Raw genomic sequence first — 26,969 nt, 5'->3', positions numbered from 1 at the left:
TAAATATGGGAAAAAATAGCTCCGGAACCCGTCAGATTCAGCCAATTCTCTGGATATCCACCTTATACTTTGCAATGGGAGTACCCTTTGTAACCATTAATGCGGTGTCAGGAATTATGTATAAAGATATGGGCGTTTCGGATTCGAAGATCACATTCTGGACGGCTCTTATTATGTTTTCATGGACGTTGAAGCCTCTTTGGAGCCCTTTTCTGGAGATCTATAAAACCAAAAAGTTCTTCGTTGTTTCTACCCAGTTTGCTATAGGAATTCTGTTTGCCCTGATTGCATTAAGTTTGCCTTTACATGATTTTTTCAAATACAGTATTGCGCTTTTTGCAGTGGTTGCATTTTGTGGGGCTACCCATGATGTAGTAGCAGACGGAACGTATATTGGTTTTCTGACCAATAAGGAGCAAGCCAAATATATTGGCTGGCAGGGAGCGTTTTATAACCTTGCCAAGATTATCAGCAGTGGAGCTTTAGTCTATGCTGCCGGTATGTTGGAAAAAACAAAAGGAGTTACCCATGCCTGGATGATCATTATGGTGATCTATGCATTATTATTCTTTGTATTAGCCATTTATCATTATCTGATTCTGCCTAAAGAAAATAAAGAAGTACAGAAAGATGAAAAGACTGCCGGAAATGTCCGTAAAGAATTATTGGAAGTCATTACTTCCTTCTTTACCAAAAAGAATATTCTGTGGTCTGTACTGTTTATTATTTTGTACCGTTTTGCAGAAGGTTTTGCAATAAAGATAGCTCCTTTATTTTTTAAAGCACCAAGAACTTCAGGAGGGCTGGGATTATCAACCTCAGATATTGGACTTATTTACGGGACTTATGGTTCTGCAGCATTTATCCTGGGATCTGTTCTGGCGGGGTATTTTATTTCAGCCCGCGGATTGAAGAAATCATTGATATGGCTGTGTTGTGCATTCAATATTCCATTTGTGGTCTATGCATTACTGGCCTATTATCAGCCGGTTGATCTTTTACCTGTAGGAATTGCTGTGGTGGTAGAGTATTTCGGTTATGGGTTCGGCTTTGTGGGATTAATGCTCTATATGATGCAGCAGATTGCTCCGGGAAAACATAAAACAGCCCATTATGCGTTTGCAACAGGAATTATGAATCTTGGAGTAATGATTCCGGGAATGTTTAGCGGAATGATCAGTGACTGGATCGGGTACAAAATGTTCTTTATCTGGGTACTGGTTGCTACAATTCCGGCATTTCTTGTAACCTTATTTGTTCCTTTTCCTTATTCAGAAAATCAGAAAGAAGAACCAATCAATTAATAAACAAATTTTAAATAAAAAAGTAAAAATACTTTATGACAGCTCAATCAGTAATGATCCCTTGGCAGGATCGCCCGGAAGGATGTAATGATACTATGTGGAGGTTTTCCGAAAACCCGATCATTGACAGATATGCGATACCAACATCCAACAGTGTGTTCAACAGTGCGGTAATTCCTTTTGAAGATGGCTTTGCAGGAGTATTCCGTTGCGACAATAAAGCAGTACAGATGAATATTTTTGCTGGATTCAGTAAGGATGGAATCAATTGGGATATCAATCATGATCCTATTGAAATGCAGGCAGGAAATACCGATATGATTGAATCCGATTATAAGTATGATCCCCGTGTTACCTTTATAGAAGACCGTTATTGGATCACATGGTGTAACGGATACAATGGACCTACAATCGGAATTGGATACACTTTTGATTTTAAAGAATTTTTCCAGTGTGAAAATGCGTTCCTTCCTTTCAACAGAAACGGAGTTCTTTTTCCGGAAAAAATCAATGGTAAATATGCGATGCTGAGCCGTCCAAGTGATAACGGACATACACCTTTTGGAGATATTTATATCAGTTACAGTCCTGATATGAAATATTGGGGCGAGCACCGTTGTGTGATGAAAGTAACTCCTTTTGAGGACAGTGCATGGCAGTGTACAAAGATTGGTGGTGGTCCGGTTCCTATTAAAACCGAAGAAGGATGGCTATTGTTCTACCATGGGGTGATCAATACCTGCAGAGGATTCAGATACTCAATGGGAGCAGCTTTGCTTGATCTTGAAGATCCTACGAAAGTATTGTACAGAACAAAACCTTACTTATTAGCTCCCGCAGAGCTGTATGAATTGACAGGAGATGTACCCAATGTGGTTTTCCCTTGTGCAGCTTTAACGGAAGGAGACAAAGTAACAGTATATTATGGTGCTGCCGATACTGTAGTGGCTATTGCTTTTGGATATATTTCGGAAATTATTGATTTTATGAAAAAGAATTCAATCTGAAAATACTAAGATTAAAAAAATAGGTTAACCAGCTTAATTTCTCTCCTTTTTGGGATTTTTGTAATGGTTTTCATATTTTTAAACAAACTTTTAAATTAAAAAAATCTCTGATACTCTCTTATCATGAAAAAAGAATTGCTGATCTGTTTTTTTACTTCTCTGATTTCCATGGCGAATGCCCAAAATAAAAATGATATTTTATCCTGGGTAGACCCGTTTATAGGAACAGGAGGGCATGGACATACATTTCCAGGAGCTACTACACCATTTGGAATGATTCAGTTGAGTCCGGATCAGAATACGAAAAGTGGTGATTGGGACTGGTGTTCCGGATATCATTACAGCAGCAAAACGATTATGGGATTCAGTCATAATCATCTTAGCGGAACAGGATGGGCAGATCTTGGAGATATTTTAGTAATGCCTACTGTAGGGCAAGTGAAAATGGTTCCGGGATCAGAAGATCAACCTGGAACAGGATACCGCTCAACATTCACTCATGATAAAGAAACGGCATCACCGGGATATTATTCCGTAATGTTGGACAGTTATGGAGTTAAAGCAGAATTGACAGCCTCTCCAAGAGTAGGATTTCATAAATATACCTTCCCGAAGACCGATGAAGCGAATGTCATTATTGATCCTACCAATAAGATCTTCGGAAATATTTATCACACACTGGTAAGTATTGAAGGCAATAATAAAATCAAAGGATATTGCTATAGTAACGGCTGGGGCGGAAAGAGATTTGCTTATTTCGTGATGGAATTTTCCAAGCCGTTTAAATCTTATGGAGTATATGCAGAAGGGAAAATAAAGAATAACGAAAAAATTGCTCTGGCTAAAGATGCGAAAGCCTTTGTTAGATTCGCTACAGAAGCCAATGAAAGTATAGAAGTAAAAGTTTCTTTATCTCCGGTAAGTACAGAAAATGCACAGGAAAACTTTGATACGGAAGCCCAAAACGTGGATTTTGCCAAAGCTAAAGAAACGGCACAAAAAACATGGCGGGACCTTATCGGAAGATTTCAGGTGACCGGAGGAACGGATAATCAACGAAAAATCTTTTATACAGGAGTCTACCACACTTTTATTGCTCCGAATCTTTATATGGATGTGAACGGAGATTATGTGGCTGCCCAGGAAAATATGAATACGAAATGGTTTACAAACTACAGTACTTATTCCTACTGGGATGGCTTCCGAGCTACCCATCCGTTGTTGACTATTATGGATCAGAAACATACTAAAGAATTCGCCAATTCACTTATCAGCAGATATACCGATCGCAAGGATCACATGCCAATCTGGGAACTTTGCGGCTATGACAATTTCTGTATGTTGGGCTATCACAGTACATCGGTAATTTGGGATGCCATTTCAAAGGGAGTTCCCGGAATTGATGCTGAAAAAGCATTCGCTGCTATGAAAGATGCGTCTCTGACAGACAAAATGAGCAGCAGTGATGGAGGAGGAGGTCTTAATGACTATATTAAATTAGGGTATTCTCCTTCAGAAAACGGAGCTTCTGTTTCCGCAACATTAGAATATTCCTATGATGACTGGTGTATCCAGCAGCTGGCAGAAAAGCTAGGGAAAAAAGATGAAGCAGAAGTATACAGAAAGCGTTCCATGAACTTTCTGAACACATTTAATAAAGAAAATAACCATTTCTGGCCCAAACAGAAAGACGGTAAATTCTTAGCCGATTTTGCCCTTAATGACTGGAAAAAACTTCAGCCACACTGGGTTTCCGGAAATATCTGGGCTTACGATTTCTTTGTTCCGCATCAGATAGATGAAATGATGAATCTGTATGGTGGAAAAAAAGGATTTGAAGAAAAGCTTGATAAAACATTTACTGAAGCTCTTCATATGGAAGGGGAACAGCACGTGGATATCTCTGGATTCATCGGATCTTTAGGGTTTGGAGATGAGCCGGGACATCATGTTCCATACCTGTACAACTATGCAGGAAGTCCATACAAGACACAGAAAATGGTAAAATACATCCGAGATAATATGTATGCTGCCAAACCGGACGGAATTGTGAATAACGAAGATTGCGGACAAATGTCAGCATGGTATATTTTCTCATCATTAGGGTTCTATCCTGTTACGCCTGGAAAACCGGTTTATGCAATTGGAGCACCTCAGTTTCCAAAAGCATCTTTGCAGCTGGAAAACGGAAAAACCTTTACAGTGATTGCCGATAAGATCTCAGATAAAAACATCTACGTACAGAAAATGTTTTTGAATGGGAAAGAATACAAAAGCTGGGAACTGAACCACAGTGATATTATGAATGGCGGAGAACTGAGATTTGTAATGGGAAGTAAGCCAGTAAAATAAAGACTAATAAAAATAAACGAAATAAAAAGTATCAATGGAAAGGAGAGATTTTATTAAAACAAGTGCACTGGCAGGAGCCGGATTGCTGTTTACTCAGAATGTTTTTGCAAAGACCCTGACTACGGAAGGTTTTCCTGTTGTTCGTGTTCCTAAAGATAAAAGACATTTTACCAGTGAATCTGTAGAAAGTGCTATTGCAGCTTTTAAAAAGAAAGTAAACAATAAAGAGCTAAGCTGGCTTTTTGAAAACTGCTTTCCAAATACATTAGATACTACTGTTTTCTACAGTGAAACCAATGGTACACCTGATACTTATGTGATTACAGGAGATATTGATGCCATGTGGCTTCGTGATAGTTCTGCACAGGTTTTCCCTTATCTGCAGTTCTCAAAGAAAGATGAGAAGCTTCATAAGCTGATTTCCGGAGTCATTCACAAGCAGACAACATTCATCCTGAAAGATCCTTATGCCAACGCATTCTACAATGATGATAAGAAAATAAGCAAGTGGAAAGAATATGACCATACTGATATGAAACCGGGAACCCATGAAAGAAAATGGGAGATTGATTCATTATGTTATCCAATCCGTCTGGCATATCATTTCTGGAAAACAACAGGAGATACAAAACCTTTTGACGCTAATTGGTTACAAGGGATAAAACTTACATTGCAGACCTTTACTGAGCAACAAAGAAAGAATGATCTTGGACCGTACAAATTTGAACGTACAACAGCTTGGGCTACCGATGGAGTTCCGATGGGAGGATATGGTTATCCGACAAAGCCTGTAGGTCTTATCAGTTCTATGTTCCGTCCAAGTGATGATGCTACAATCTATGGATTTTTAATCCCGTCCAATTTGTTTGCGGTTGTAAGTCTACGCCAGGCCGCAGAAATGGTGTCTCAGATTAAAAATGAAAAAACGTTGGCTCAGCAACTGAACAGCCTGGCTGATGAGGTAGAGGCAGCCATCAAAAAATACGGAATTTACAATCATCCTGAATTTGGAAGAATATATGCCTTTGAAGTCAATGGTTTCGGAAGTTATAATCTGATGGATGATGCGAACTGTCCAAGCCTGTTAGGGTTGCCTTATCTGGATGCGGTGAAAGCTGATGACCCTGTTTATCAGAATACAAGGAAATTTGTATGGTCAGAAAATAACCCATTCTTTTTCAAAGGAAAGCTGGCAGAAGGGATAGGAGGTCCACATATTGGACTTGATATGATCTGGCCAATGAGTATCATTATGAAAGCGCTCACTACGAAAGAGAAAAGTGAGATCAGATGGTGCATCAATACCTTACAGAAAACGCACGGAGGAACAGGCTTTATGCATGAATCCTTCCATAAAGACAATGACAAAAAGTTCACCAGAGAATGGTTTGCATGGGCAAATACTTTATTTGGCGAATTGCTATGGAAAACCTTTAACGAAAACCCTGAGCTACTGACATAGCCCACAATTTTATATGGCTTATTTATTAAGATGTTTTCCTTAAAAAAGAAAGGATCAGGGGATTGCTATATAAAATTCAGAAACCAAAAACACCTTAAAAAAATTATACAATGAAAAAAAAATCAATCCTTACTGCACTGATGGCCATGGCGCTTCAGTCCGGTTCTCTCCTTACTGCACAGCAGCTTAACCCTAAAGGGATATGCTATGTGGAAGTGAATAATAACAACATCCTGAATGCAGGAGCGTATAAACTGCAGACATCGAATAGCTATCTGTTTAATGTCGTCAATATTTTTGCAGCCAATATTAATTATGATACCAGCCGTGGAAGAGCTTATCTGTATTCTAATAATAATGTGACCAAGGTTCTTACCAATGCAGATACCTACATAAAACCGCTGCAGCAGAAAGGAATGAAAGTAGTCCTTACCATCCTTGGAAACCATCAGGGTGCAGGAATATGTAATTTCCCATCCCGTGAGGCCGCAAAAGATTTTGCATTACAATTAGCCAATACAGTAAATACCTATGGTCTGGATGGGATTGATTTTGATGATGAATATTCAGGATATGGAAATAATGGAACGGGGCAGCCTAATGACAGTTCTTTTGTAATGCTTGTTCAGGAGTTAAGGGCATTATTGCCGGATAAAATCATTTCATTCTATTATTATGGAGATGCCGCTTCAAGGCTTTCTTGGAACGGATTCAGAGTAGGAGATAATATTAATTACAGCTGGAACGCTATGTACGGGACCTTCTCTGCTCCTAATGTACCACCTCTCACCAAAGCTCAGATTTCTCCGGCAGCAGTATGGCTGGGAAATACTTCCAATTCTACAACAACCAACCTGGCTACCCAAACGAAAAATGGGGGGTACGGATTATATCTTTGGTATGATCTTAAAGGAACCAATCAAACTTCACAGCTTTCAGCAGGCACTCAGACATTATATGGTGAACCAACGGTTTTAAGCGGAACCTTACAGTCATGGACACAGGGAACCAATTGTGATGCACCAATCGGGTTATACACCAACAATCTTACAGGAACCAGTGTAAAACTAAACTGGTCCGCAGTAGGAACCAATACGTACGATATAGATTATAAACCTGCAGCTTCCACAACATGGACGAGTGCAGCCACAGCAATTAATTCTACTTCAATGACTGTTTCAGGGTTAACCGCCAATACGGAATACGACTGGAGAATCAGAACAAATTGCAGTGTGAAAAGTGCTTATATGTTTGCTCCAAGATTCAATAGTGGATCAGGAACAATAACACCTACAGGATCTTATGCTCTGTCTTTGGATGGAAGTACTGAATCAGGAGCGGCTGGAAATCTTAATCTGACAGGTTCAGCACTATCTTTTGAAGGCTGGATCAAACCTTCGTCCTTTAAATCAGGATCTCCATACATATCATCCATTATGGGAACAGAAGCTGGGGATACTAATTCAGCATTATTAAGACTTGGAGATGCCAGTGTTGCCAATAATAAAATTCAGTTTGTGTTAAGTATCAATAATGTACAGCAAAAACTTGCTTCCAATACAGCTTTAAATGCCAATACATGGTACCATGTGGCTGCAACTTATGATGGAACTTCGATGAAGATTTATATCAATGGAACCTTGGATGCAAGTAAGGCACAGACAGGGAATGTAAGTTCAAATGGAGCATTCAATGTGGGATATTCATATAATACCTCCAGAAACTTCAATGGTAAAATAGATGAGGTTAGAGTTTGGAAAAAAGCATTAAGCCCAACAGAGATTAGTCAGAATATGTGTAATATATCTGTTCCGGCTTCTTCCCTGGCAGCCTACTGGAAATTCAATGAAGGAAGCGGCTCTTCTGTTCAGGATAGCTCAGGAAATGGTGCTGCTTTAAGCCTGACAGGTGTGGATGCATCTAATTGGGGAACAGATCTGCCATGTACAGCAGGAACTTCAAAAACAACATCCACTCAAAGAACTATAAGTACAGGAGAAATCAATACTAAGGACCTAATCAAAATATTCCCGAATCCAATCAGTAAATCTTCATCATTTACAGTTTCTGTTCCCGATGAATATAATAAGGGAAAGCTGACCATCTTTGATTTTTATGGAAGAATTATGGGTACAAAATCACTGAGCACAGGAAATAATCAGTTTGAATCCTCCGGACTGCAATCAGGAATTTACATCCTTCAGTTTGAATCCCAGAATGGAAGTAAAAAGCAGACAGAGAAATTAATGATAAAATAAAATATCAGTCATTGGGCTTAGGCTCAATGGCTTTTCCTATTCTAATAAAATTAATATACAATGAAAAAAAAATCCTTTCTTATTCCCTTGATGGCTTTGATGCTTCAAGCAGGATCGTACCTCAAAGCGCAGCAGCTAAACCCTTTGGGGGTCTGTTATGTGGAAGTCAACAACAACAACATCCTGAATGCAGGGTCTTATACTTTACAGACCACCAACAGACCGCTTTTTGATGTTGCTATTATCTTCGCTGCCAATATCAATTATGATGTTTCCAAAAGCAGAGCTTACATCTCAAGCAACAATAACGTTACCAAGGTACTGAACGATGTAAATACTTATGTGAAACCTTTGCAACAGAAGGGAATCAAAGTATTATTGGATCTTTTAGGAAACCATCAGGGTGCCGGGATTTCTAATTTCCCCAACCGTGAAGCAGCAAAAGATTTTGCACTACAGGTTGCCCATACAGTTTATACCTATGGACTTGATGGGGTAGATTTGGATGATGAATATGCAGGATACGGAAACAACGGAACAGGACAGCCCAATAACAGTTCTTTTGTAATGCTTTTACAAGAGCTTAAAGCAGCAATGCCTGATAAACTGATCACATTCTATTATTATGGTGATGCAATTTCAAGACAAAGCTATAACGGAGATCAGGCAGGAAATTACATCAATTACAGCTGGAATCCTTATTACGGAACATACAGCGCACCTAATGTACCACCACTTGATAAAACAAAACTTTCTCCTGCCGCAATCTGGATACAAAATTCAAATCCACAGTCTACGCCTGCATCTGTAGTTGCTTCATCAGCAACCAGCACAAAAAATGACGGTTACGGGGTGTTTATGTGGTACGATTTAGGGGGAACTAACGTAGCCGGCTATCTGAGTACAGGATCTAATATTCTTTATAATGAAAATACCCAGTTAAGCGGGCAATTGTATTCATGGAGCCAGGGGCAATCCTGCGATCCGCCATTAGGACTAGATGTTTCCAATGTTACAGGAACTTCTGCTAAATTAAACTGGACCTCCAATGGATCCCAAACCTATAATATAGATTATAAACCTGCCAATTCAACAACCTGGACTAATGTAGGAACCAACTATTCTGGAAATAATATTACCATCAGTAATTTAACCTTGAATACAGATTATGACTGGAGAATACAGTCTAATTGTTCATCAACATTAACCAGCACCTACCTTTTTGCTCCAAGATTCAATTCAGGAAACGGATGTGTCACTCCTTCAGGATTGGTATCAGGAAGTTACCTTGGAAATTCGGCTCAATTATCATGGGATGCCGGAACAGCATCATCTTATACATTGCAGTATAAAACAATAACAGCTCCTGCATGGACTGAAGTTCAGAATATTAACACTAATAGTTATTCATTACAAAACCTTTTCCCCAATACAAACTATGTATGGAAAGTACAGGCAGCATGTAATGGAGGGACAGTAAGTACTTATTCAGGAGAAGGAACATTCAATAGTGGTTTTGCTCAGGTAACGAGTCCGGGACCAAGGTCACTTTCCTTTAACGGAAGTACAAATTATCTGAATGCAGGACAGTTTAACCTGAGCGGAAATGCTGTGACTATTGAAGGTTGGGTAAAAGTAAATGCATTTAAAACAATTTTCCCAAATATTTCATCTGTTCTTGGTATTGAAGTAGGAGATAGTAACTCTGCCATGCTTAGATTCGGGGATGGTAACTTGGCAAATAACAAGCTGCAGTTTATATTGAGTTTTGGATCATCTCAGATGAAGATGAATACGAATACAGCATTTAATACAAATACATGGTATCATGTAGCTGCAACATATGATGGAGCAGCGATGAAATTATATATCAATGGTAATCTTGATGCCAGTGCACCGGTTACAGGTAATTTTACTGCAAACGGTATCCTTTATTTAGCAAGAAACTATGATAATAACCGTGCCCTTAATGGTTCTTTGGATGAATTCAGAGTGTGGAAAAGAGCATTAACAGCCCAGGAAATTATGGATAACAGCTGTAATGTGGCACCCAACTCACAAGGTCTGGAAGCGAACTGGAAAATGGATGAAGGAAGTGGGATAGGCGCTTTGGATGCTACTGCAAATACTCATTTCGCAACACTGGTAAATATGGCTGATACCAATTGGAAAACAGAGGTTCCTTGCAACGGCTCTCTGTCTGTAACAGATACCGAACCTGTAAAAGAAATCAATACTGTTTATCCGAACCCTGTTAAAAGAGGAAATGACATTCACTTTATGGTTACCGGAAATTCCAGCGAAGTTTCATTCTATGATATTTCAGGAAAATTATTGAAAAAACAGGGTATTAATCAAAATAATAACACAGTGAATACACAGGATTTAACCAGTGGTACTTATATTTACAAGATTACATCCTCAAAAAATAAAGTAGTATCATCAGGTAAAATCATTGTAAAATAAAAATCAGTAAATAAGGAATTTATCTGAAAAATAGAAAATAAAAACTGTAAAGCAGGCAGATAATACTTTCTTGTTTGTCTGCTTTTCTCAATCAGTAGAACAGCTTGAATTTAAAATAAAAATGATGCAGAATATATTAGGAATCGATATTGGCGGGTCGCATATTACACTGGCGCAGGTAGATCCTGAAAAAAAAGAGATTATGACTTCAACGTATGTAAGAGAACATGTCAATTCATTTGATCACAAAGAAGCTATTTTCTCAGCTTGGACTTCGGCCATTGAAAAAGGAGCTCATAATCTGGTGAAAAGTGACCTTTTAATAGGAATTGCAATGCCCGGACCTTTCGATTATGAAAACGGAATATCCCTTATGCAGCAAGGAAAATTTATTGATATCTACCACATCAATATTAAAGAAGAATTAGGCAATAGATTATCCATTTCTCCAAAGCAGATTCATTTTGTAAATGATGCCGCTGCCTTTATGGAAGGGGAAGTTTTTGGAGGCTGTGCTCAGGGTTTTAAAAGAATTTTTGGAGTAACGCTGGGAACAGGGCTGGGAACTACTTTTTATAACGGAGAATTTGCGACAGATGAAGACTTGTGGGATTCACCATTTAAAGATTCTATCTGTGAAGATTATCTGGCAACACGTTGGTTTGTGAAACGGTTTGAGGAGTTAACCGGAGAGCAGATTTCAGGGACTAAAGATCTTTTGGATAAACCTTCAGCAATACAGAAGCAGATATTTGATGAATATGCAGATTCCTTCTCTGATTTTATTGTGAAATATGCAGAGCCTTATAAACCGGAAGTTTTAGTTATAGGCGGAAATATAGCGAAGGCTTATCCTCATTTTGAACAAAGGTTTATTCGAAATATAACACAGAATAATATTAACTTGCAGGTCAAAATTTCGGACATCTTTGAAGATGCTGCCATTCTGGGAGCCGCTAGCTATGCATTAAAAAAGCTTATATAAATTAACAAACGAAACGATACAATGAAGTCTATTTTTTCTACTTGCTTTCTTTTATTACAGGCCTTGGTTTTTGGCCAGAATGCATCTCCTGTAGACTATGTGAACCCATTGATGGGAACCCAGTCTAAACCTTCATTATCCAACGGAAATACGTATCCCGCAGTGGGGCTTCCATGGGGAATGAACCTCTGGACAGCACAAACCGGGAAGATGGGCGATGGCTGGGCATATACTTATGATGCCGATAAAATAAAAGGATTCAAACAAACCCATCAGCCTTCTCCCTGGATGAATGATTATGGTGCATTCTCCATTATGCCGGGAGTGGGAAAATTAAAATTCAAAGAAGAAGACAGAGCAAGTTGGTTCAGCCATAAAGCTGAGGTAACCACTCCTTATTTCTATAGCGTTTATTTGGCAGATATCAATGTAACCACTGAGTTTACTCCCACAGAAAGAGCTTCTTTTTTCAAATTCGATTTTCCAAAAACAGATAGTGCTTATGTTGTTGTTGATGCATTAGACAAAGGTTCTTACATCAGGGTTTTGCCTAAAGAAAGAAAAATACTGGGATACACTACAAGATATGCATCAGGGAAATATGAAAATTTTAAAAACTATTTTGTCATCCAGTTTGATAAAGAGTTTGAACTGTCAAGAACCTGGAAAGATGATAAACTGATCAGTGATCAGTTGGAAATTACCAGTAATCATGCCGGAGCTGTAGTTGGTTTTAAACTGAAAAATAAAGAAACAGTTTATGCAAAAGTTGCTTCTTCATTCATAAGCTTTGAACAGGCTGAACTCAATCTTAAAAGAGAAATCGGAAACAGAAACTTTGAACAGGTAAAGACCGATGCCAAAAATATCTGGAATAAAACCTTGGGGAAAATTGAAGTAAAAGGAGGTACAGACCAGCAGATGAGAACCTTTTATTCCTCACTGTACAGGACCTTATTTTTCCCGCAAAAATTATATGAAATTGATGCCCAGAATAAAATAAAACACTGGAGTCCTTACAATGGAAAAATTACAGACGGAAGAATGTTCGCAGGAACCGGTTTCTGGGATACTTTCCGTGCCTTATATCCCTTTCTGAATCTGGTATACCCAAGTATCAATGTAGAAATGCAGGAGGGATTGGCAAACACTTACAAAGAAGGAGGGTTCTTACCAGAGTGGAGCAGCCCGGGATATTCTGATGTTATGATTGGAAACAATTCAGCTTCCGTCGTGGCAGATGCCTATATTAAGGGGCTTCGCGGTTATGATGTGGAAACTCTTTGGCAGGCAGTAAAACATGGTGCCAATAATGAAGGCCCTATTGAAGCCGTTGGCCGTGCAGGAGTAAAATATTATAATGACTTAGGGTATGTTCCTTATGATGTGAAGATTGATGAAAATGCAGCCAGAACACTAGAATATGCATATGATGATTTTGCTATTTATGAACTAGGAAAAGCATTAGGAAAACCTGCTTCAGAAATTGATATTTACAAAAAAAGAGCGTATAATTACAAAAATCTGTTCGATAAAGAAACAGGATTGATGCGTGGTAAAAATAAAGACGGTAACTTTCAGAAGCCATTCAATCCTTTCAAATGGGGAGATGCCTTTACAGAAGGGAACAGCTGGCATTATACCTGGTCCGTTTTTCAGGATATCAACGGACTGTCTGAGCTGATGGGAGGGAAAAAGAAATTTGAAGCCAAACTGGATGAGGTTTTTTCATTGCCACCGGTTTTTGATGATAGCTATTATGGCGGAGTAATCCATGAGATCAGGGAAATGCAGATCATGAATATGGGACAGTATGCCCATGGGAATCAACCGATCCAGCATATGATCTATCTGTACAATTATGCCGGAGCACCTTATAAAACCCAATATTGGGCAAGACAGGTTATGGATAAACTCTACCAGGCTACTCCGGATGGTTATTGTGGTGATGAAGATAACGGACAGACTTCAGCATGGTATATTTTCTCAGCACTGGGCTTCTATCCGGTAACGCCGGCAACGGACCAGTATGTATTGGGAGCACCACTGTTTAAAGAAGCAACGATCCATTTGGAAAACGGAAAGAAAATTGAAATAAAAGCCCCGGAAAACAGTGCTGAAAATTTATATGTCAAATCATTGAACGTAAATCAGCAGCCTTATTCCAAAAATTGGCTGAGCCATAAAGAATTAATCAAAGGAACGGTTTTAAACTTTAAAATGGATAGTAAGCCGAATGCAGACAGAGGATCACAGGAAAAAGATTTCCCGTATTCAATGTCAAAAGAAGAATCAGGTAAATAATTTTTAATTAAGAAAAAACAAACTGTATGAGTACAGAAAAAAAAGAAATATTCGATAGAGTGGAAAAAATGCTGCAGACACAAGGGTTTACTATTGCAGCAAAAGATGAGACCAGACCATGGGGAGGCTTTTTTGTCATTGATGAAACCCAGGCGCAGGATTTTGCCAATCAGTACTTTGATGGAATTGATGTCGAAAACCTGAGAATAGGTGGGAAGCTAAGCCCCAAAATTCTTATTGTAGCTCCGGAAGCAAGATTAAGCTGGCAGTACCATCACAGAAGAGCAGAGATCTGGCAGGTAGTAGAAGGGACAGTAGGAATCAAAAGAAGCAATACCGATGATGAAGGAGAACTTGGAGAATACCATCCAACAGATCAGGTAAAACTTCAGCAGGGAGAAAGACACAGACTAATCGGTTTGTCAGGCTGGGGAATCGTAGCAGAAATATGGCAGCATACTGATGCCTCCAATCCTTCAGACGAAGATGATATCGTAAGAGTACAGGATGATTTTGGAAGATAAATACCAATAAGCATATTCATTTCTTCCCTTCAAAGCATGGTAAGCTAAAGGGAAGAAATGCTATGCAAATACCGATCATAAAATACTCCTTTTTCAGATTCTGTATTTCCTGAATTTCCTTTTCTATAAGGCCTTATTTCTGAAAATATTTTTCCCGCTTCATCTGTTCATGATGAACTGAAATTATTTAAACCATTAAAATCGCTAAGATTATGATAAAAAATATTCTGTGCCTCAGTTTATTTGTGGTATTCGGATTCATTGTTCACGGGCAATTGCTTGAATCCCCCAATGGTAAATTAAAGCTAAACTTTAAAATTGAAGAAGAAAACCCTTACTATGCACTTCAGTATAAAGGAAAAACGATACTGAAGGATAGCAAACTTGGCTTTGTTTTAAAGCCCGCCACTTCTTATTTTTCCGGATTTAAAATAGAAAATATTCAATACTCATCCGCAAATAATACCTGGACAACGGTTTGGGGGCCTAATAAACAAGTGGCAGATCATTATAATGAGATGTTGGTACATTTGATACAAAACAAAACGGGCTGGAAACTGGATATCCGGTTCAGACTTTTTGATGATGGTTTAGGATTCCGGTATGAATTTCCTATTCAGCCTGAGTTAAGACATTTTACAATCAATAATGAAATGACCTCTTTTAATCTGGGAAAAGATTATAAAGCATTCTGGATTCCTGCAGATTATGACACCAATGAATTTCCGGTAACAACTTCAAGATTAACCGAAATCTCTAAACAGATTGATGAAGTAAGAAAAGAACCTTTGGCTGCCAAGGCCCCAAGTGCAACCCTTGCAGTACAGACCCCTTTGATGCTGAAATCCCAGGACGGGATTTATATTAACATCCACGAAGCTGCTTTGGTTAATTTTCCGGCAATGACGCTCAATCTTGATGAGAAAAATCTGATTCTTTCTTCCAATCTTACTCCTGATAAAAACGGAGACAGGGGATTTATCCAAACCGGATCCGTAAGTCCTTGGCGTACAGTGATTATTAGTGATGATGCAAGAGATATACTGGCATCCAATCTGATTGTTAACCTTAACGAACCCAGCAAAATAAAAGATCCATCCTGGATAAAACCGGTCAAATATATTGGAGTGTGGTGGGAATATTTTACAGGAGGCGGTTCTACATGGGCTTATTCAGATCAACAGGATATCCGGATCGGAGAAACGGATTATAAAACATTACAACCGAATGGAAGGCATGGGGCTAATACAAAACATGTAAAGGAATATATTGATTTTGCTGCAGCGAACGGATTTGATGCCGTTTTGGTAGAAGGATGGAATGAAGGATGGGAAGATAATCAGGCATACAGGAAAGAACATATTTACAGTTTTACTAAAGCATATCCCGATTTTGATGTAAAAGAGCTGCAAGCCTATGCAAAGAGCAAAAATGTAAAAATCATTATGCATCATGAGACTACTTCTTCAGCTGTAGAGTATGAACGACAATTGAAAGATGCATTCAAGTTTATGAAAGATAATGGCTATGATGCCGTTAAAACAGGATATGTAGGACCTATTATTCCGAGAAGTGAATACCATGACGGACAATGGATGGTTAATCATTACAGATATGTTACTGAAACAGCAGCCCAATACCAGGTTATGGTTAATTCCCATGAAGCGGTACGGCCTACAGGACTTCACAGGACCTATCCGAACTGGATTGCTCAGGAATCTGCCCGGGGAACAGAATTTGAGTCTTTCAACGGAAATAAACCCGATCATACCACCATTTTACCTTTTACAAGGCTGATCGGTGGTCCTATGGATTATACTCCCGGAATTTTTGAAGGTGATCTCTCTGTCTATGGAAACAACAAGGCGAAATTGAGTACAACCCTTACCAAACAGTTAGCTCTTTACATCACCATGTACAGCCCACTTCAAATGGCCGCAGATCTGATTGAGAACTATAAAAAATATCCGGATGCATTCCAGTTTATCAAAGATGTTGCGGTAGACTGGGATTCGTCTTATATCCTTGAGGCAGAACCGGGAGATTATGTTACCATTGCAAGAAAGGCAAAAAATAAAAATGAATGGTTTGTAGGAGGAATTACTGATGAAAACCCTAGAGAAGCAACTGTAGACTTGTCATTTTTACCTAAAGGGCAAAAATTCGAGGCTGTTATTTATAAAGACGGAAAAAATGCAAGCTGGAATCATCATCCTAAAGACTATGAGATTTTGCATCAACAGATAAAATCAAATGAAAAACTGAAAATTAAAGTGGCGCCGGGAGGTGGGTTCGCTATCAGTATAAAACCTGTGAAATGATGAGAAAAGGACTTGTTATCTTAACTGTTTTGTGTACCGGTATTTTTGGACACTGTTTGGCTCAGGATTCCTGGAGTATTGTAGCTGAAAATATTGTTCCTGATAATTATACTGGTGTCACGGTTTCAAATGGAATTATTGGAATGACCTCGTCTCCTGAACCTCTTAAGGCTGGTAATGTTATTCTGGCTGGTGTTTATGATCAATTTGGAAGAGGAAGAACCAGTAATTTTCTTTCCAATTTTAATGTGTTGGATTTTAATTTGTTGATTGACTGGAAGCAGGTTAGCCAGAAAAATATCTCCAATTATAAACAAAAAATTGATTTTAAGACAGCTACTTTTTCAGGGTCCTTTAATTATGGAGATATCGCATCTGTAGAATACAAGTATGTCGCTTTGAGGCATCTTCCGAATAACGTCATTCTCACGGTGACGATCTCTCCCAAAAAAGAGATGACATTTATTGCAGAAAGCAATCTGAAAACACCACAGGGATTTTTACTTTCTCAGCAAAGTTATAATGAGGTGAGCCCTCCGCATGCTACCATTCCTCTTTTGACTTCCGTGGCCAAAAGTCCTACAGGTGCACTTACAATGGCTGCCAGTACAACATTTTTATTTCCTGAAGAACAGTATAGCCAGCCAAAAGTTTCGCATGAAGTACGGGATAGTGATGCACATCTTATGAAATTTGTAAAAAAATTAAAAGCATCAGAAACCTATACTTTTTCACTTATTGGATCACTTGTATCCTCCTCGCAGGTTAATGATCCGTATAATATGGCTGAGAGATTAAGTATCTATGCTAATTTACAAGACCCGTTGGAACTTTATAAAAAGCACGAAGAAGAATGGAAAAATCTATGGAAAGGAGATATTGAAATAGAAGGTGACCCTCAGGCACAACAGGATGTTCATAATATGTTATATCATCTGTATGCTTTTTCAAGAGAAGGATCAGATCATTCATTATCACCCGTTGGGCTTAGCAGCACTGGCTACAACGGACATATTTTCTGGGATACGGAAATGTTTATGTTTAAACCCTTATTGTTTTTTCATCCGGAAATAGCAAAAGGACTTGTAGATTATCGTTTTAACCGGATAAAAGCAGCCGAAACCAATGCAGGCTTACACGGATATAAAGGAGCTATGTTTCCTTGGGAAAGCGCTGTTTCCGGAGAGGAAGAAACTCCTGTTTGGGCATTATCAGGAACGTATGAGCATCATATCACAGGAGACGTTGCCTTTGCTGCATGGTATTATTATTTGATGACGAAAGACATCCAATGGCTTAGAGATAAAGGCTGGCCTGTCTTAAGTAAAACGGCTGGATTTTGGCAATCCCGTGTAGAGAAAAAAGAAAGTAAATATCATATAAAGAACGTGGTGGCAGCTGATGAGTGGGCCGAGAATGTAGATAATAATGCCTATACCAATGCCATTGCAAAGCTCAATCTAAGATTCGCCAACGCTGCTGCAAAAGTTCTGAATTTACCTTTTAATAAGACCTGGAATGAAATTGCAGAGAATCTGGTTTTTACTAAACTTGAGAATGGAGTGACAAAAGAGCATGATACATACAGTGGAAAAGAAATCAAACAGGCTGATGTCAATTTATTGGCCTATCCTTTGAATCTTATTCAGGATAAGGAGCAGATCATAAAAGACCTGAAATACTATCAGGAAAAGATACCTAATAAGCAAACACCGGCGATGACAAAGGCTATTTTTGCCTTATTGTACAGTAGGCTTGGAGACGGTGGCACAGCATATAAATGGTTTAAAGAATCTTATGAGCCTAACCTTTTATCTCCATTCAGAGTACTCGCTGAAACAGAAGAAGGAGATAACCCTTATTTTATTACAGGGGCAGGAGGCATATTACAGGCAATGATCATGGGGTTTGCAGGAGTAGATATCGATGACAAAGGAGTTTTAAAAACAACAAAAAATACCTTACCTCCTCATTGGAAAAGAGTGACCGTGAAAGGAATTGGTGCAGAAAATTTAACCTTCTCAAACAGCCAATAGTAAAGAACAGGCTTCCTTAAATCATAAGGAAGCCTGTTTTGCCATTATTAAATTGTTGTAACCTATTTAAAACGTCACATCCAGTCCCACATAGAAATTTGCTTTCATAATCGGGGCATAGACCATTCCGCCATCAAAATAATTTCCGAAAGGATTTCTAAAATCAATGATTGCATTTTTCTGGTAATAAGAAGTAAGGTTTTCTCCCCCTACATAAGCTCTAAGCTTCTTGTTGAAGTTTTTTGAAATCTGGGCATTCAGTACAGCATAAGAATTGGAATATGCCGGTAACTGAAATTCTGCAGGATTGTCTCCCATATTGGGAAGTCTTTGTTTTCCTACCCAATTTAAAGTAGTATCGAAACTCCAGAATCCCCCTTTATCATTCTTATTGGTTGCATAGGCAAGGTTGACAAATCCTCTGTGTTTAGCCATAAAAGGAACCTCTCTTCTGCCTCCTATATAATCTGCCTGTACATCATAATATTTATAAGCTAATCTAACATCAAAATTTCTGAAAGGAGTAAAATCCCATTGTGTTTGGAACGAGTTTGCAAATGACTTTCCTTCCAGGTTATAGAAGGTAAGCTGCTGAGGAGATCGGTCTAGATCAACCAATACCTGATTCTGGAAATCGGTTCTGAAAAAATCAGCAATGATCGTTGATTTTCTTCCGAAAAGCTTAAACTCCTGTTGTAAACTTGCTCCATAGTTCCACGCAATTTCAGGTTTTAAACCGTAAATATTTCCTCCGTTTGGTAAAATATTGATCGCTCTGTTAGAAGCAAAATACTGCTGGCTTTCGGCAAATACATTGGCTGTTCTGAATCCTCTTCCTGCAGAAAGTCTTAAGATGGTCTGCGGTGTAAAATCATATTTAAAGTTTAATCTTGGAGTAAACTGAGTTCCTGCCAGATTGTGGAAATCTACTCTGGTTCCTGCTACTAAAGTATATTTTAATCCTGTTAAAGTATATTCAGCGAAGATTCCCGGAACAATTTCATTTCTTTTAATATTATCCGTTAAATAAGTTTCATCATAACCATCATATAAAAAGCTTGCTCCCGCTTTGTATTTATGGTTAGTATTCCCCAGGATGCTTTCAAAAATTAAATTTGAATAATAGGTATGCTGCTGCCCTGAATAATTTCTCAACCCAAAGAAGCTGTCCTGCTGATGATACACATACTGGTTCATCCAGCCGATACTTTGGTAAGGTTTTCCTTTAAAAACATAGCCTGTTTTATTCCAGACCTGAAATCTTGAGATATCAATCCCGACACCGTACGCTGGTTGCTTATCCTGCCCAAGTTTTTTATCAAAGCCAACCTGTCCTGCAGTTCTTTCATCCCTGATAAAGTTAATCCCGAAATGAGATCCGAAACCTGATTTTTCCAGATCATTATAGTTCAGGAGATAAGCAGCGTTGATCTGAGTTCCTTTCGGTCTGTCCAGAAAGCCGTCATGATTCATATCTGTATTTCCAAATGTTCCGTTTCCGTGAAGAAGGAAAGTCTGTGACCATTTATCATTAATGGGAGACACACTGGTAATATTCGCCTCGGCTCTCCCGTTAAAATCTGAAAAAAGGTTCAGTGACGTTTCCGGAGTTTTGGCATTCTTCAGCAATTCTGTATTGATTTGTCCCGTAATACTTTCATATCCGTTGGTTACTGTACTTCCTCCTTTCGTCAGCTGAATACTTTCAATCCATCTGCCGGGAATGAAATTCAATCCATAAGCCGAAGCCAATCCTCTGATCTCAGGTAACTGTTCTTTAGTTAAGCTGGTATATTTTTGGTCCAAACCCAGCATTTTCAGCTGTTTTGTACCTGTTACAGCATTACTGAAAGACACATCTACGGTGGCATTTGTTTCAAAACTTTCAGATAGATTACAACATGCTGCTTTTAATAATTCTTTTTTATCAATATTAAAAACTAAGCCTGCTTCTTTCTTGTTTAAAGAGGTAGCAGCTTTAGAACCTGTTACTACAACCCCATCAATATTCTTTTCATGTTTACTGTGAGAATCATTATCAGATGGAGTAGCATGATCTTCATGTTTCGTCCCTTCCTCATAATGAACCTTTGGGTTGGCTTCTCCAAAAGTAAAATCCCTGTCATACAGACAACATCCCGGAAGACCATTATAAGTAGTATCCAAAGCCTTATATTTCTCGTTATCATGTCCCGCATCAGCAATAGCCTTTAAAATTTTATCTGATGAAGTTTTTGCGGTATCAAAATGTAAAGCAACCGTTTGCTTCTCTGCATTCCATTCAGCTGAATCAGCTCCTGCTCCCTGAGCTGCTTTTTCAATTCTGGCTTTACATGAAGCACAGTTTCCTCTTACATAAAATTCATTGTCTTTTTTGGCAGCAATATGATGCTCATGAGGCTCTGCTGCTGCTGCTTGTGAAGGCTGTAGATCTCTTTCATACAGACAACATCCCGGAAGGTTTTTGTAAACGTCATCGGATGCTTTAAATTTTTCATTATCATGACCTGCTTCGGCTACTTTTTTCAGAATGTCGTCAGCAGAAACTTTATCTGTTTCTAAAGTCAGAGTTTGAAGATCTATAGAATAAACAGCTGTTTTTGCACCTGCTTTTTTAGCCGCTCCTTCAATTCTTGTTTTGCACATTTCACAGTTCCCTTTTACTTTGAACTGGTTTTTCTGAAGATTTTGAGCCGATATAAATTGTGTAAATAAGAATAATGTACCAAGTATCAACCTGGAAATATATAATTTCATTTGTTTAAAGTTTAAATTAATTAAAATACGGTTCGATACGGATGTAACGAACTTACAATGTTTTAATTAACCTATTTTAGGCGGTTGCCAGATTTCCTTTAAACGATCTGAAAGATAAGGATCTGAATATTGAAACTGAGGATTCTTATTTGCTTTGTAATAAGACAGTTCCAGACGCAGGTTTTTTGAAAAAGGGGTTTCAATAAAAGTATAGCAGACTATACATGATGAACAACAGTCATCATTACATGATTTTGTAGCGTCATCTTTACCATCCTTTTTTGAGGAATGATTTTTACAGCAGTCACTCTTCTTTCCGGATTCTGCTTTGCAGCATGTTTCCTGTATAGATTGAGCATAGAAGCCATCCTTAGGAACCAGAAAGATTCCTAAACAAAATACTATTGCCAGTATGTGAAACAGCTTCATATCTGCAAAAATACAAAATTTATGGCAAAGGATCACCAACTTTTAGAGAGCAGCTGTGCCAAGGTTCTCCATGAGCAGGGTTTATCTTAGGTTTTTCTCCCATAGCAAGATTTTGTGAAGCTGCCTGAGCAGGTGTTGGAGTAGGAGTAACCTGTATATTATTTTGAGCTGTTTGCGAAGCTGGAGCAGGTTTGCCGTTTAAAGGCTGTCCTACGGGGATATCACATCGGTGTCCCGGTTGTCCGTGAGGAGGATTCATTCCCGGAGCCGTTTTCACGGGTTTAGAATTATTGTTCACTGTTACTTGCGCTGGAGCTGCTGAGTTAGGATCAATTTGAATTGCATTGTTAGCTCCTACGCTGATATTTTGTGAAGCAGGGGTAGCTGCTGGCTGGCTGTTCAAAGGTTGTCCTACAGGAATGTCACATCGGTGTCCCGGCTGCCCGTGTGGTGGGTTCATGCCCGGAGCAGTGGCCATAGCAGTAGAAGGAGTACTGGATTGGATGCCTGCCTGATCCATCAGTGAAGCTTTTGGTGCATTGTTAATAGCTACAGAAGGCTGTTGAGTACCTGCTTCTTCTTTTAAATAAGTTGCTCTTTCATCTTTCTTACAAGAGACAGCTAATATTGATACAGAGATCAAACCTAAAAACGTATTCTTCATATCCTTGATTGGGTATGAAACAAAATTAGCAAAACATTTTCAATTGTTTTGCTAATTTTATATTTATAATACGATTTTTAGATTAGTTTTTTACAAGAAGTCTAAATCCTTCACCGTGAACGTTGATAATTTCCAATCCTTCATCATCTTTCAATAGCTTACGAAGTTTGGCAATATATACGTCCATACTTCTTGCTGTAAAGTAATTTTCCTTTTTCCATATCTTTCTAAGAGCAAGGTCTCTCGGCATGAAGTCGTTTCTGTGGATACAAAGAAGTTTCAGCAATTCGTTTTCTTTTGGTGAAAGTTTATATTCCTTATCACCTACCTTCAGTTGTCTCAACATAGAATCAAAGAAGATATTGCTGATCTTGAACTGCTCCTGCTCCTCATTTTCCAGGGTAGAGCTTCTCTGAAGAATAGCCTTGATCTTGTATAAAAGAAGTTCCGTATCAAATGGTTTGGTGATATAATCATCAGCTCCTAATTGATACCCTTTCAGGATATCCTCTCTCATATTTCTTGCTGTAAGGAATATGATTGGTGTATTTTTATCGATTTTTTTCACATCTTCGGCTAATGAAAACCCATCTTTCTTAGGCATCATCACGTCAAATATACAGATGTCAAATTCATTTTCTGTAAACTCTTTCAATCCCTGTTCCCCATCTGTAGCAAGTGTAACTTCAAAATTATTGATTGTTAAATAATCTTTAAGCACTGCCCCGAAACTCTGATCGTCCTCTACTAATAATATTCTATTGCTCATAACTTTTACTAATTAATAATTAACAATGAAGAATGAACTTTCTCACTCTCTCTTCTTATATTTTGTTTTTTGGTTCTTTATTTTATAATTGATGAATAATGTGAGATGATCCTTTAATTATTAATTCATATCATTCATTACTCATTCCTTATGTTTACCCCATCGGCAGCTTTATCGTAAATGTACTTCCATCTCCTTTGTTGGAGTCTACAATAATCTCTCCTTTGTGGAGTTCTACAATTTTTTTAACGTAGGAAAGACCTAATCCCTGTCCTTTTACATTGTGAATATTTCCGGTTTCTTCTCTGAAGAATTTCTCGAAAATCTTTGTTTTATTCTGGGTTTCCATTCCCATTCCTTTATCAGAAATTTCAATGACATACCAATGTCCTTCATTTCTTGTCTCCACATGAATTTCCGGTTCTTCAGGAGAATACTTATTCGCATTATCCAGTAAATTCACCAGCATATTCGAGATATGAAACTCATCAATTTTAAAATTATAATGAGTAGCATTGAACTTTTGGGTCAGGGTTCCGTTTCTCTGTTGTACGATTAGATTGAAAGACTCTGTTGTTCTCTTGATCAATTCCCTTACATTGGTTTCTCTCAGGAATAATTCTACCTCATTTCTTTCAAGCTTAGACATGTTCAGAACATTTTCCACCTGTTTTTTCATCCTCAGGTTTTCCTGTTTAATCAATTCGGAATAGTATTTTACTTTATCCGGGTTGGTGGCTATCTTATCATTGGCTAATGAATCTGTTGCTACAGAAATGGTGGCCAGTGGTGTTTTGAATTCGTGGGACATATTGTTGATGAAGTCTGTTTTCACTTCAGCAAGCTTTTTCTGCCTCATCATATAATTGATGGAAATGATATAAATTCCAAGAATGGTAAGCAATGAAAGAAAAGTACCCAATAACATAGGCCAGTTGTTCATAGCCAGAGAATATTCCTTTTTAGGGAAAACTAAAGCCAGATTATATAAGGTATTGTATTTCTTATCTGTAAAAAGAGGATAGTTATATGTATTGCTGTCTTTTTTTTCTTTGTAAGCTTTATTGGCAATACTGGTAAGTTTATTGTCTTTGTCTATAATTCCATATCCGAATTTTGCGCTAATTCCTCTGATTTTTAATTCTTTTGTAATCACAGAATCAAGAGTGGCCGGGCTTACCCTTTGTGCAATAGGTAAATTATTCCCATATACCTTTACAAACTCTTTTACTGCATAATCCCCGGTTTCAATATCCTGATTGATGTCCGAGGTAAGAATTTCACGGTTGGTGGTATCTCTTTTTATTTTGTAAGCAGCTTCATCAGTGTATAAAGTAGTAAGCTTTACAGAGTCTCCTTTTTTAGAAATAGGAAGCTGTGCATTGGAGATAATATTTTTGGAATAGATGATCTGTCTCTGAGTTCCGGAATCCTCTACCTGTTGAATGGTAGTAAGAGAAGGGTTTTTACTGTTAGCAAGAATGGTATTTCTGTTATCCTTAGTAAGATATTTATCAGCTTCAATTTCTTCAATTGTTTTTGAAGTACTTTCCAAAACGGAATAAACTTTATTGGAAAAGTCCTGTTCCAGTACACCGTAATAGCCTTTCAGCCAATAAAATTGGAGTGTAACAAAGACAATCAGTGAGATCGTCATAAACACCGATATTATTGGGATGAATTTATTATTCATTATTTAATTATATATGTTTTGGAAGTATGAATGTTAAAATTAATTGTTTTAAGACTACGTAAACAAAAAACGAGCCAAAAAATTATGTTTTTTATCTTAAAAGATTGTTTTTTAACAATTATTTATGAATTATTGTTTACTTGTCATAGGAAAAGTCCTTTCTGTAAATAAAGACTTAACTTTATTTAAAATTATTACTTTATGGAATCTAATATCATTTTCAACAAAGATTTTGACTCAAAAAGTGTCTATGTAATGAATATTTACAACGCTGATGTTTCTGAAGTGTGGAACTATTTTACCCAATCTGAATTATTGGATCAGTGGTGGGGTCCCAAACCCTGGAAAGCTGAAACGGTAAAACAGGATTTCAAAGAAGGTGGAATCTGGCTGTATGCAATGGTAGGCCCTAACGGTGAAAAAGGATACTCCCAATCCCAGTATGGAGAAATCATAGAACATAGAAGTTTTGACTGGACGAGTGCCTTCTGTAATGAAAACGGAGAAGTTGACGAAGATGCTCCAAGATCAAAATGGCTGATCGGTTTCACTGGAGTGGAAGAAGGAACAAAGGTTACAGTTAATATCCATTACCAATCAGAAGAAGTAATGAAAAGAATGCTGGATATGGGATTCGAAGAAGGTTTTAAAATGGGACTCAGCCAGCTTAAAGAAATCATCGGATAATCATAGGAAATGAAAAAAGTATTGACAGATCATTAATTTTATACAATGAAAATCGGGCACTCCAAGTGGAGTGCCCGACTTAATGAAATATGGAATAAAAAAATGTTTCGTGTTATCTCAGATTATAGTTTTTCTATGCTGATAAAAGTTCCGTCTGTAGGAACAATTTTGTAGACATCGGCCACTGTTAGAATAGAAACTCCACCTGAAACCTGAACTTTAAGCTTATCTCCTTTGTCAAACATTGCTAAAAACTCCATAGTTCCCACTCTATTAGCTCCAGCTGTAATCAAGATCGCTTCATTCAAAGACACGTCATTTCTGGCAATGATAGCCCCGTTTTTTAAAGCTCTGAAAGAAATTACAGGTGGACTTACATGAATACCGGAAGTTTTCACCTTTAAACTGATAAGAATCTTATAGAATCCTGATTCTTTGAATGTAAAATTGCTGAAGCTGCTGTTTACTGCTCCCTGAGGATCAATAATACCAAGTTTATCGCCATCCAGGGACGTATTGTGGAACCCGAAAGGCACATCTTTTTCTCCGCATCCGATCAATATGCATCCTACAGATGGAAAATCACTTTCAGCAGTTGTTGGGTTCATGCTGGCGCGAGTGGCCCTTCCTCCGGTTTCATAGAAAGTAGGTTTCCATATATCCCCGTCGTATACTACCACTCTCTGAATATCTTTTCTGTACATAATCATTCCCTGCATAGAAGGATCTTTGTCAAAACGATTAGGTAGACCGGCATTGTACAGAGGTAATTCGGTTTCATTATTTACGGTTGGGATCATCATTCCTTTAGATCCTGCAGCACTATCATCCTTATTCACAACACTGAACATGGAATTGGGGCTTGGATTGATTGCACTTCCAATAATAACCTGAGAAAATGCCATTGTGGCTGTCATCAGAAAGGTGGTGATATATATTTTCTTTCTCATT

The 26,969-nt window shown here is 38.1% G+C and carries 18 protein-coding genes; 12 read left to right on the top strand and 6 right to left on the bottom strand.

All coding sequences use genetic code 11. From position 1 onward, the window contains the following. Positions 1–5 precede the first annotated feature (5 nt). From WH267_RS05555 to WH267_RS05505, 11 genes are all read left to right on the top strand, one after another. A complete protein-coding gene (locus WH267_RS05555) occupies positions 6–1,304 on the top strand; it encodes an MFS transporter (RefSeq protein ID WP_340006376.1) in 1,299 nt (432 codons plus the stop codon). A 35-nt stretch (positions 1,305–1,339) separates the two neighbouring features. Further along, a complete protein-coding gene (locus WH267_RS05550) occupies positions 1,340–2,311 on the top strand; it encodes a glycoside hydrolase family 130 protein (protein ID WP_115968219.1) in 972 nt (323 codons plus the stop codon). A gap of 123 nt (positions 2,312–2,434) precedes the next feature. Next, complete coding sequence (locus WH267_RS05545; protein ID WP_123320415.1) at positions 2,435–4,663, top strand: GH92 family glycosyl hydrolase; 2,229 nt, start codon at positions 2,435–2,437, stop codon at positions 4,661–4,663. Positions 4,664–4,697: 34 nt separating this feature from the next. Beyond that, complete coding sequence (locus WH267_RS05540; protein ID WP_340006373.1) at positions 4,698–6,125, top strand: glycoside hydrolase family 125 protein; 1,428 nt, start codon at positions 4,698–4,700, stop codon at positions 6,123–6,125. A 110-nt stretch (positions 6,126–6,235) separates the two neighbouring features. Beyond that, positions 6,236–8,383, top strand: a complete 2,148-nt coding sequence (locus WH267_RS05535; RefSeq protein WP_340006371.1) for an endo-beta-N-acetylglucosaminidase H — start codon at positions 6,236–6,238, stop codon at positions 8,381–8,383. Between the two features lie 60 nt (positions 8,384–8,443). Next, the gene (locus WH267_RS05530; protein ID WP_340006369.1) at positions 8,444–10,849 is read left to right on the top strand and encodes an endo-beta-N-acetylglucosaminidase H; all 2,406 of its coding nucleotides are present in this window, start codon (positions 8,444–8,446) and stop codon (positions 10,847–10,849) included. A 124-nt stretch (positions 10,850–10,973) separates the two neighbouring features. Then, positions 10,974–11,834: an ROK family protein gene (locus WH267_RS05525; protein ID WP_123320625.1), complete on the top strand. Its 861-nt coding sequence runs from the start codon at positions 10,974–10,976 to the stop codon at positions 11,832–11,834. A gap of 21 nt (positions 11,835–11,855) precedes the next feature. Next, a complete protein-coding gene (locus WH267_RS05520; protein ID WP_123320419.1) occupies positions 11,856–14,138 on the top strand; it encodes a GH92 family glycosyl hydrolase in 2,283 nt (760 codons plus the stop codon). Positions 14,139–14,164: 26 nt separating this feature from the next. Next, positions 14,165–14,662, top strand: coding sequence for a phosphoheptose isomerase (locus WH267_RS05515; RefSeq protein ID WP_115968209.1), 498 nt, complete (start codon positions 14,165–14,167; stop codon positions 14,660–14,662). A gap of 212 nt (positions 14,663–14,874) precedes the next feature. Continuing rightward, the gene (locus tag WH267_RS05510) at positions 14,875–16,983 is read left to right on the top strand and encodes a glycoside hydrolase family 97 protein (RefSeq protein ID WP_340006364.1); all 2,109 of its coding nucleotides are present in this window, start codon (positions 14,875–14,877) and stop codon (positions 16,981–16,983) included. After that, a complete protein-coding gene (locus WH267_RS05505) occupies positions 16,980–19,019 on the top strand; it encodes a glycoside hydrolase family 65 protein (RefSeq protein WP_340006362.1) in 2,040 nt (679 codons plus the stop codon). The genes WH267_RS05510 and WH267_RS05505 overlap by 4 nt, the downstream gene beginning before the upstream one ends. A gap of 66 nt (positions 19,020–19,085) precedes the next feature. Here WH267_RS05505 and WH267_RS05500 read toward each other — a convergent pair whose 3' ends face one another. The 5 genes from WH267_RS05500 to WH267_RS05480 form a co-directional block, all read right to left on the bottom strand. Continuing rightward, positions 19,086–21,776: a TonB-dependent receptor domain-containing protein gene (locus WH267_RS05500; RefSeq protein WP_340006360.1), complete on the bottom strand. Its 2,691-nt coding sequence runs from the start codon at positions 21,774–21,776 to the stop codon at positions 19,086–19,088. Between the two features lie 66 nt (positions 21,777–21,842). Next, on the bottom strand, positions 21,843–22,205 hold the full coding sequence (locus WH267_RS05495) for a hypothetical protein (protein WP_340006358.1): 363 nt from the start codon (positions 22,203–22,205) through the stop codon (positions 21,843–21,845). A 19-nt stretch (positions 22,206–22,224) separates the two neighbouring features. Continuing rightward, positions 22,225–22,869: a hypothetical protein gene (locus WH267_RS05490; protein WP_115968200.1), complete on the bottom strand. Its 645-nt coding sequence runs from the start codon at positions 22,867–22,869 to the stop codon at positions 22,225–22,227. An 82-nt stretch (positions 22,870–22,951) separates the two neighbouring features. Continuing rightward, a complete protein-coding gene (locus tag WH267_RS05485) occupies positions 22,952–23,638 on the bottom strand; it encodes a response regulator transcription factor (RefSeq protein ID WP_002982671.1) in 687 nt (228 codons plus the stop codon). 154 nt (positions 23,639–23,792) lie between these two features. Continuing rightward, the gene (locus tag WH267_RS05480; protein WP_123320424.1) at positions 23,793–25,331 is read right to left on the bottom strand and encodes a sensor histidine kinase; all 1,539 of its coding nucleotides are present in this window, start codon (positions 25,329–25,331) and stop codon (positions 23,793–23,795) included. A gap of 201 nt (positions 25,332–25,532) precedes the next feature. Here WH267_RS05480 and WH267_RS05475 point away from each other — a divergent pair, with 201 nt between their 5' ends. Then, on the top strand, positions 25,533–26,018 hold the full coding sequence (locus WH267_RS05475) for an SRPBCC family protein (RefSeq protein WP_340006355.1): 486 nt from the start codon (positions 25,533–25,535) through the stop codon (positions 26,016–26,018). A 122-nt stretch (positions 26,019–26,140) separates the two neighbouring features. Here WH267_RS05475 and WH267_RS05470 read toward each other — a convergent pair whose 3' ends face one another. Further along, positions 26,141–26,968, bottom strand: a complete 828-nt coding sequence (locus tag WH267_RS05470) for a hypothetical protein (protein ID WP_340006353.1) — start codon at positions 26,966–26,968, stop codon at positions 26,141–26,143. Position 26,969 lies beyond the last annotated feature (1 nt).

The sequence above is a fragment of the Chryseobacterium sp. MYb328 genome, from assembly GCF_037572595.1.
Lineage (GTDB): Bacteria > Bacteroidota > Bacteroidia > Flavobacteriales > Weeksellaceae > Chryseobacterium > Chryseobacterium pennae.
The sequence above is the reverse complement of the archived record's forward strand: the minus strand, read 5'-3'. Positions and strand labels throughout refer to the sequence as shown.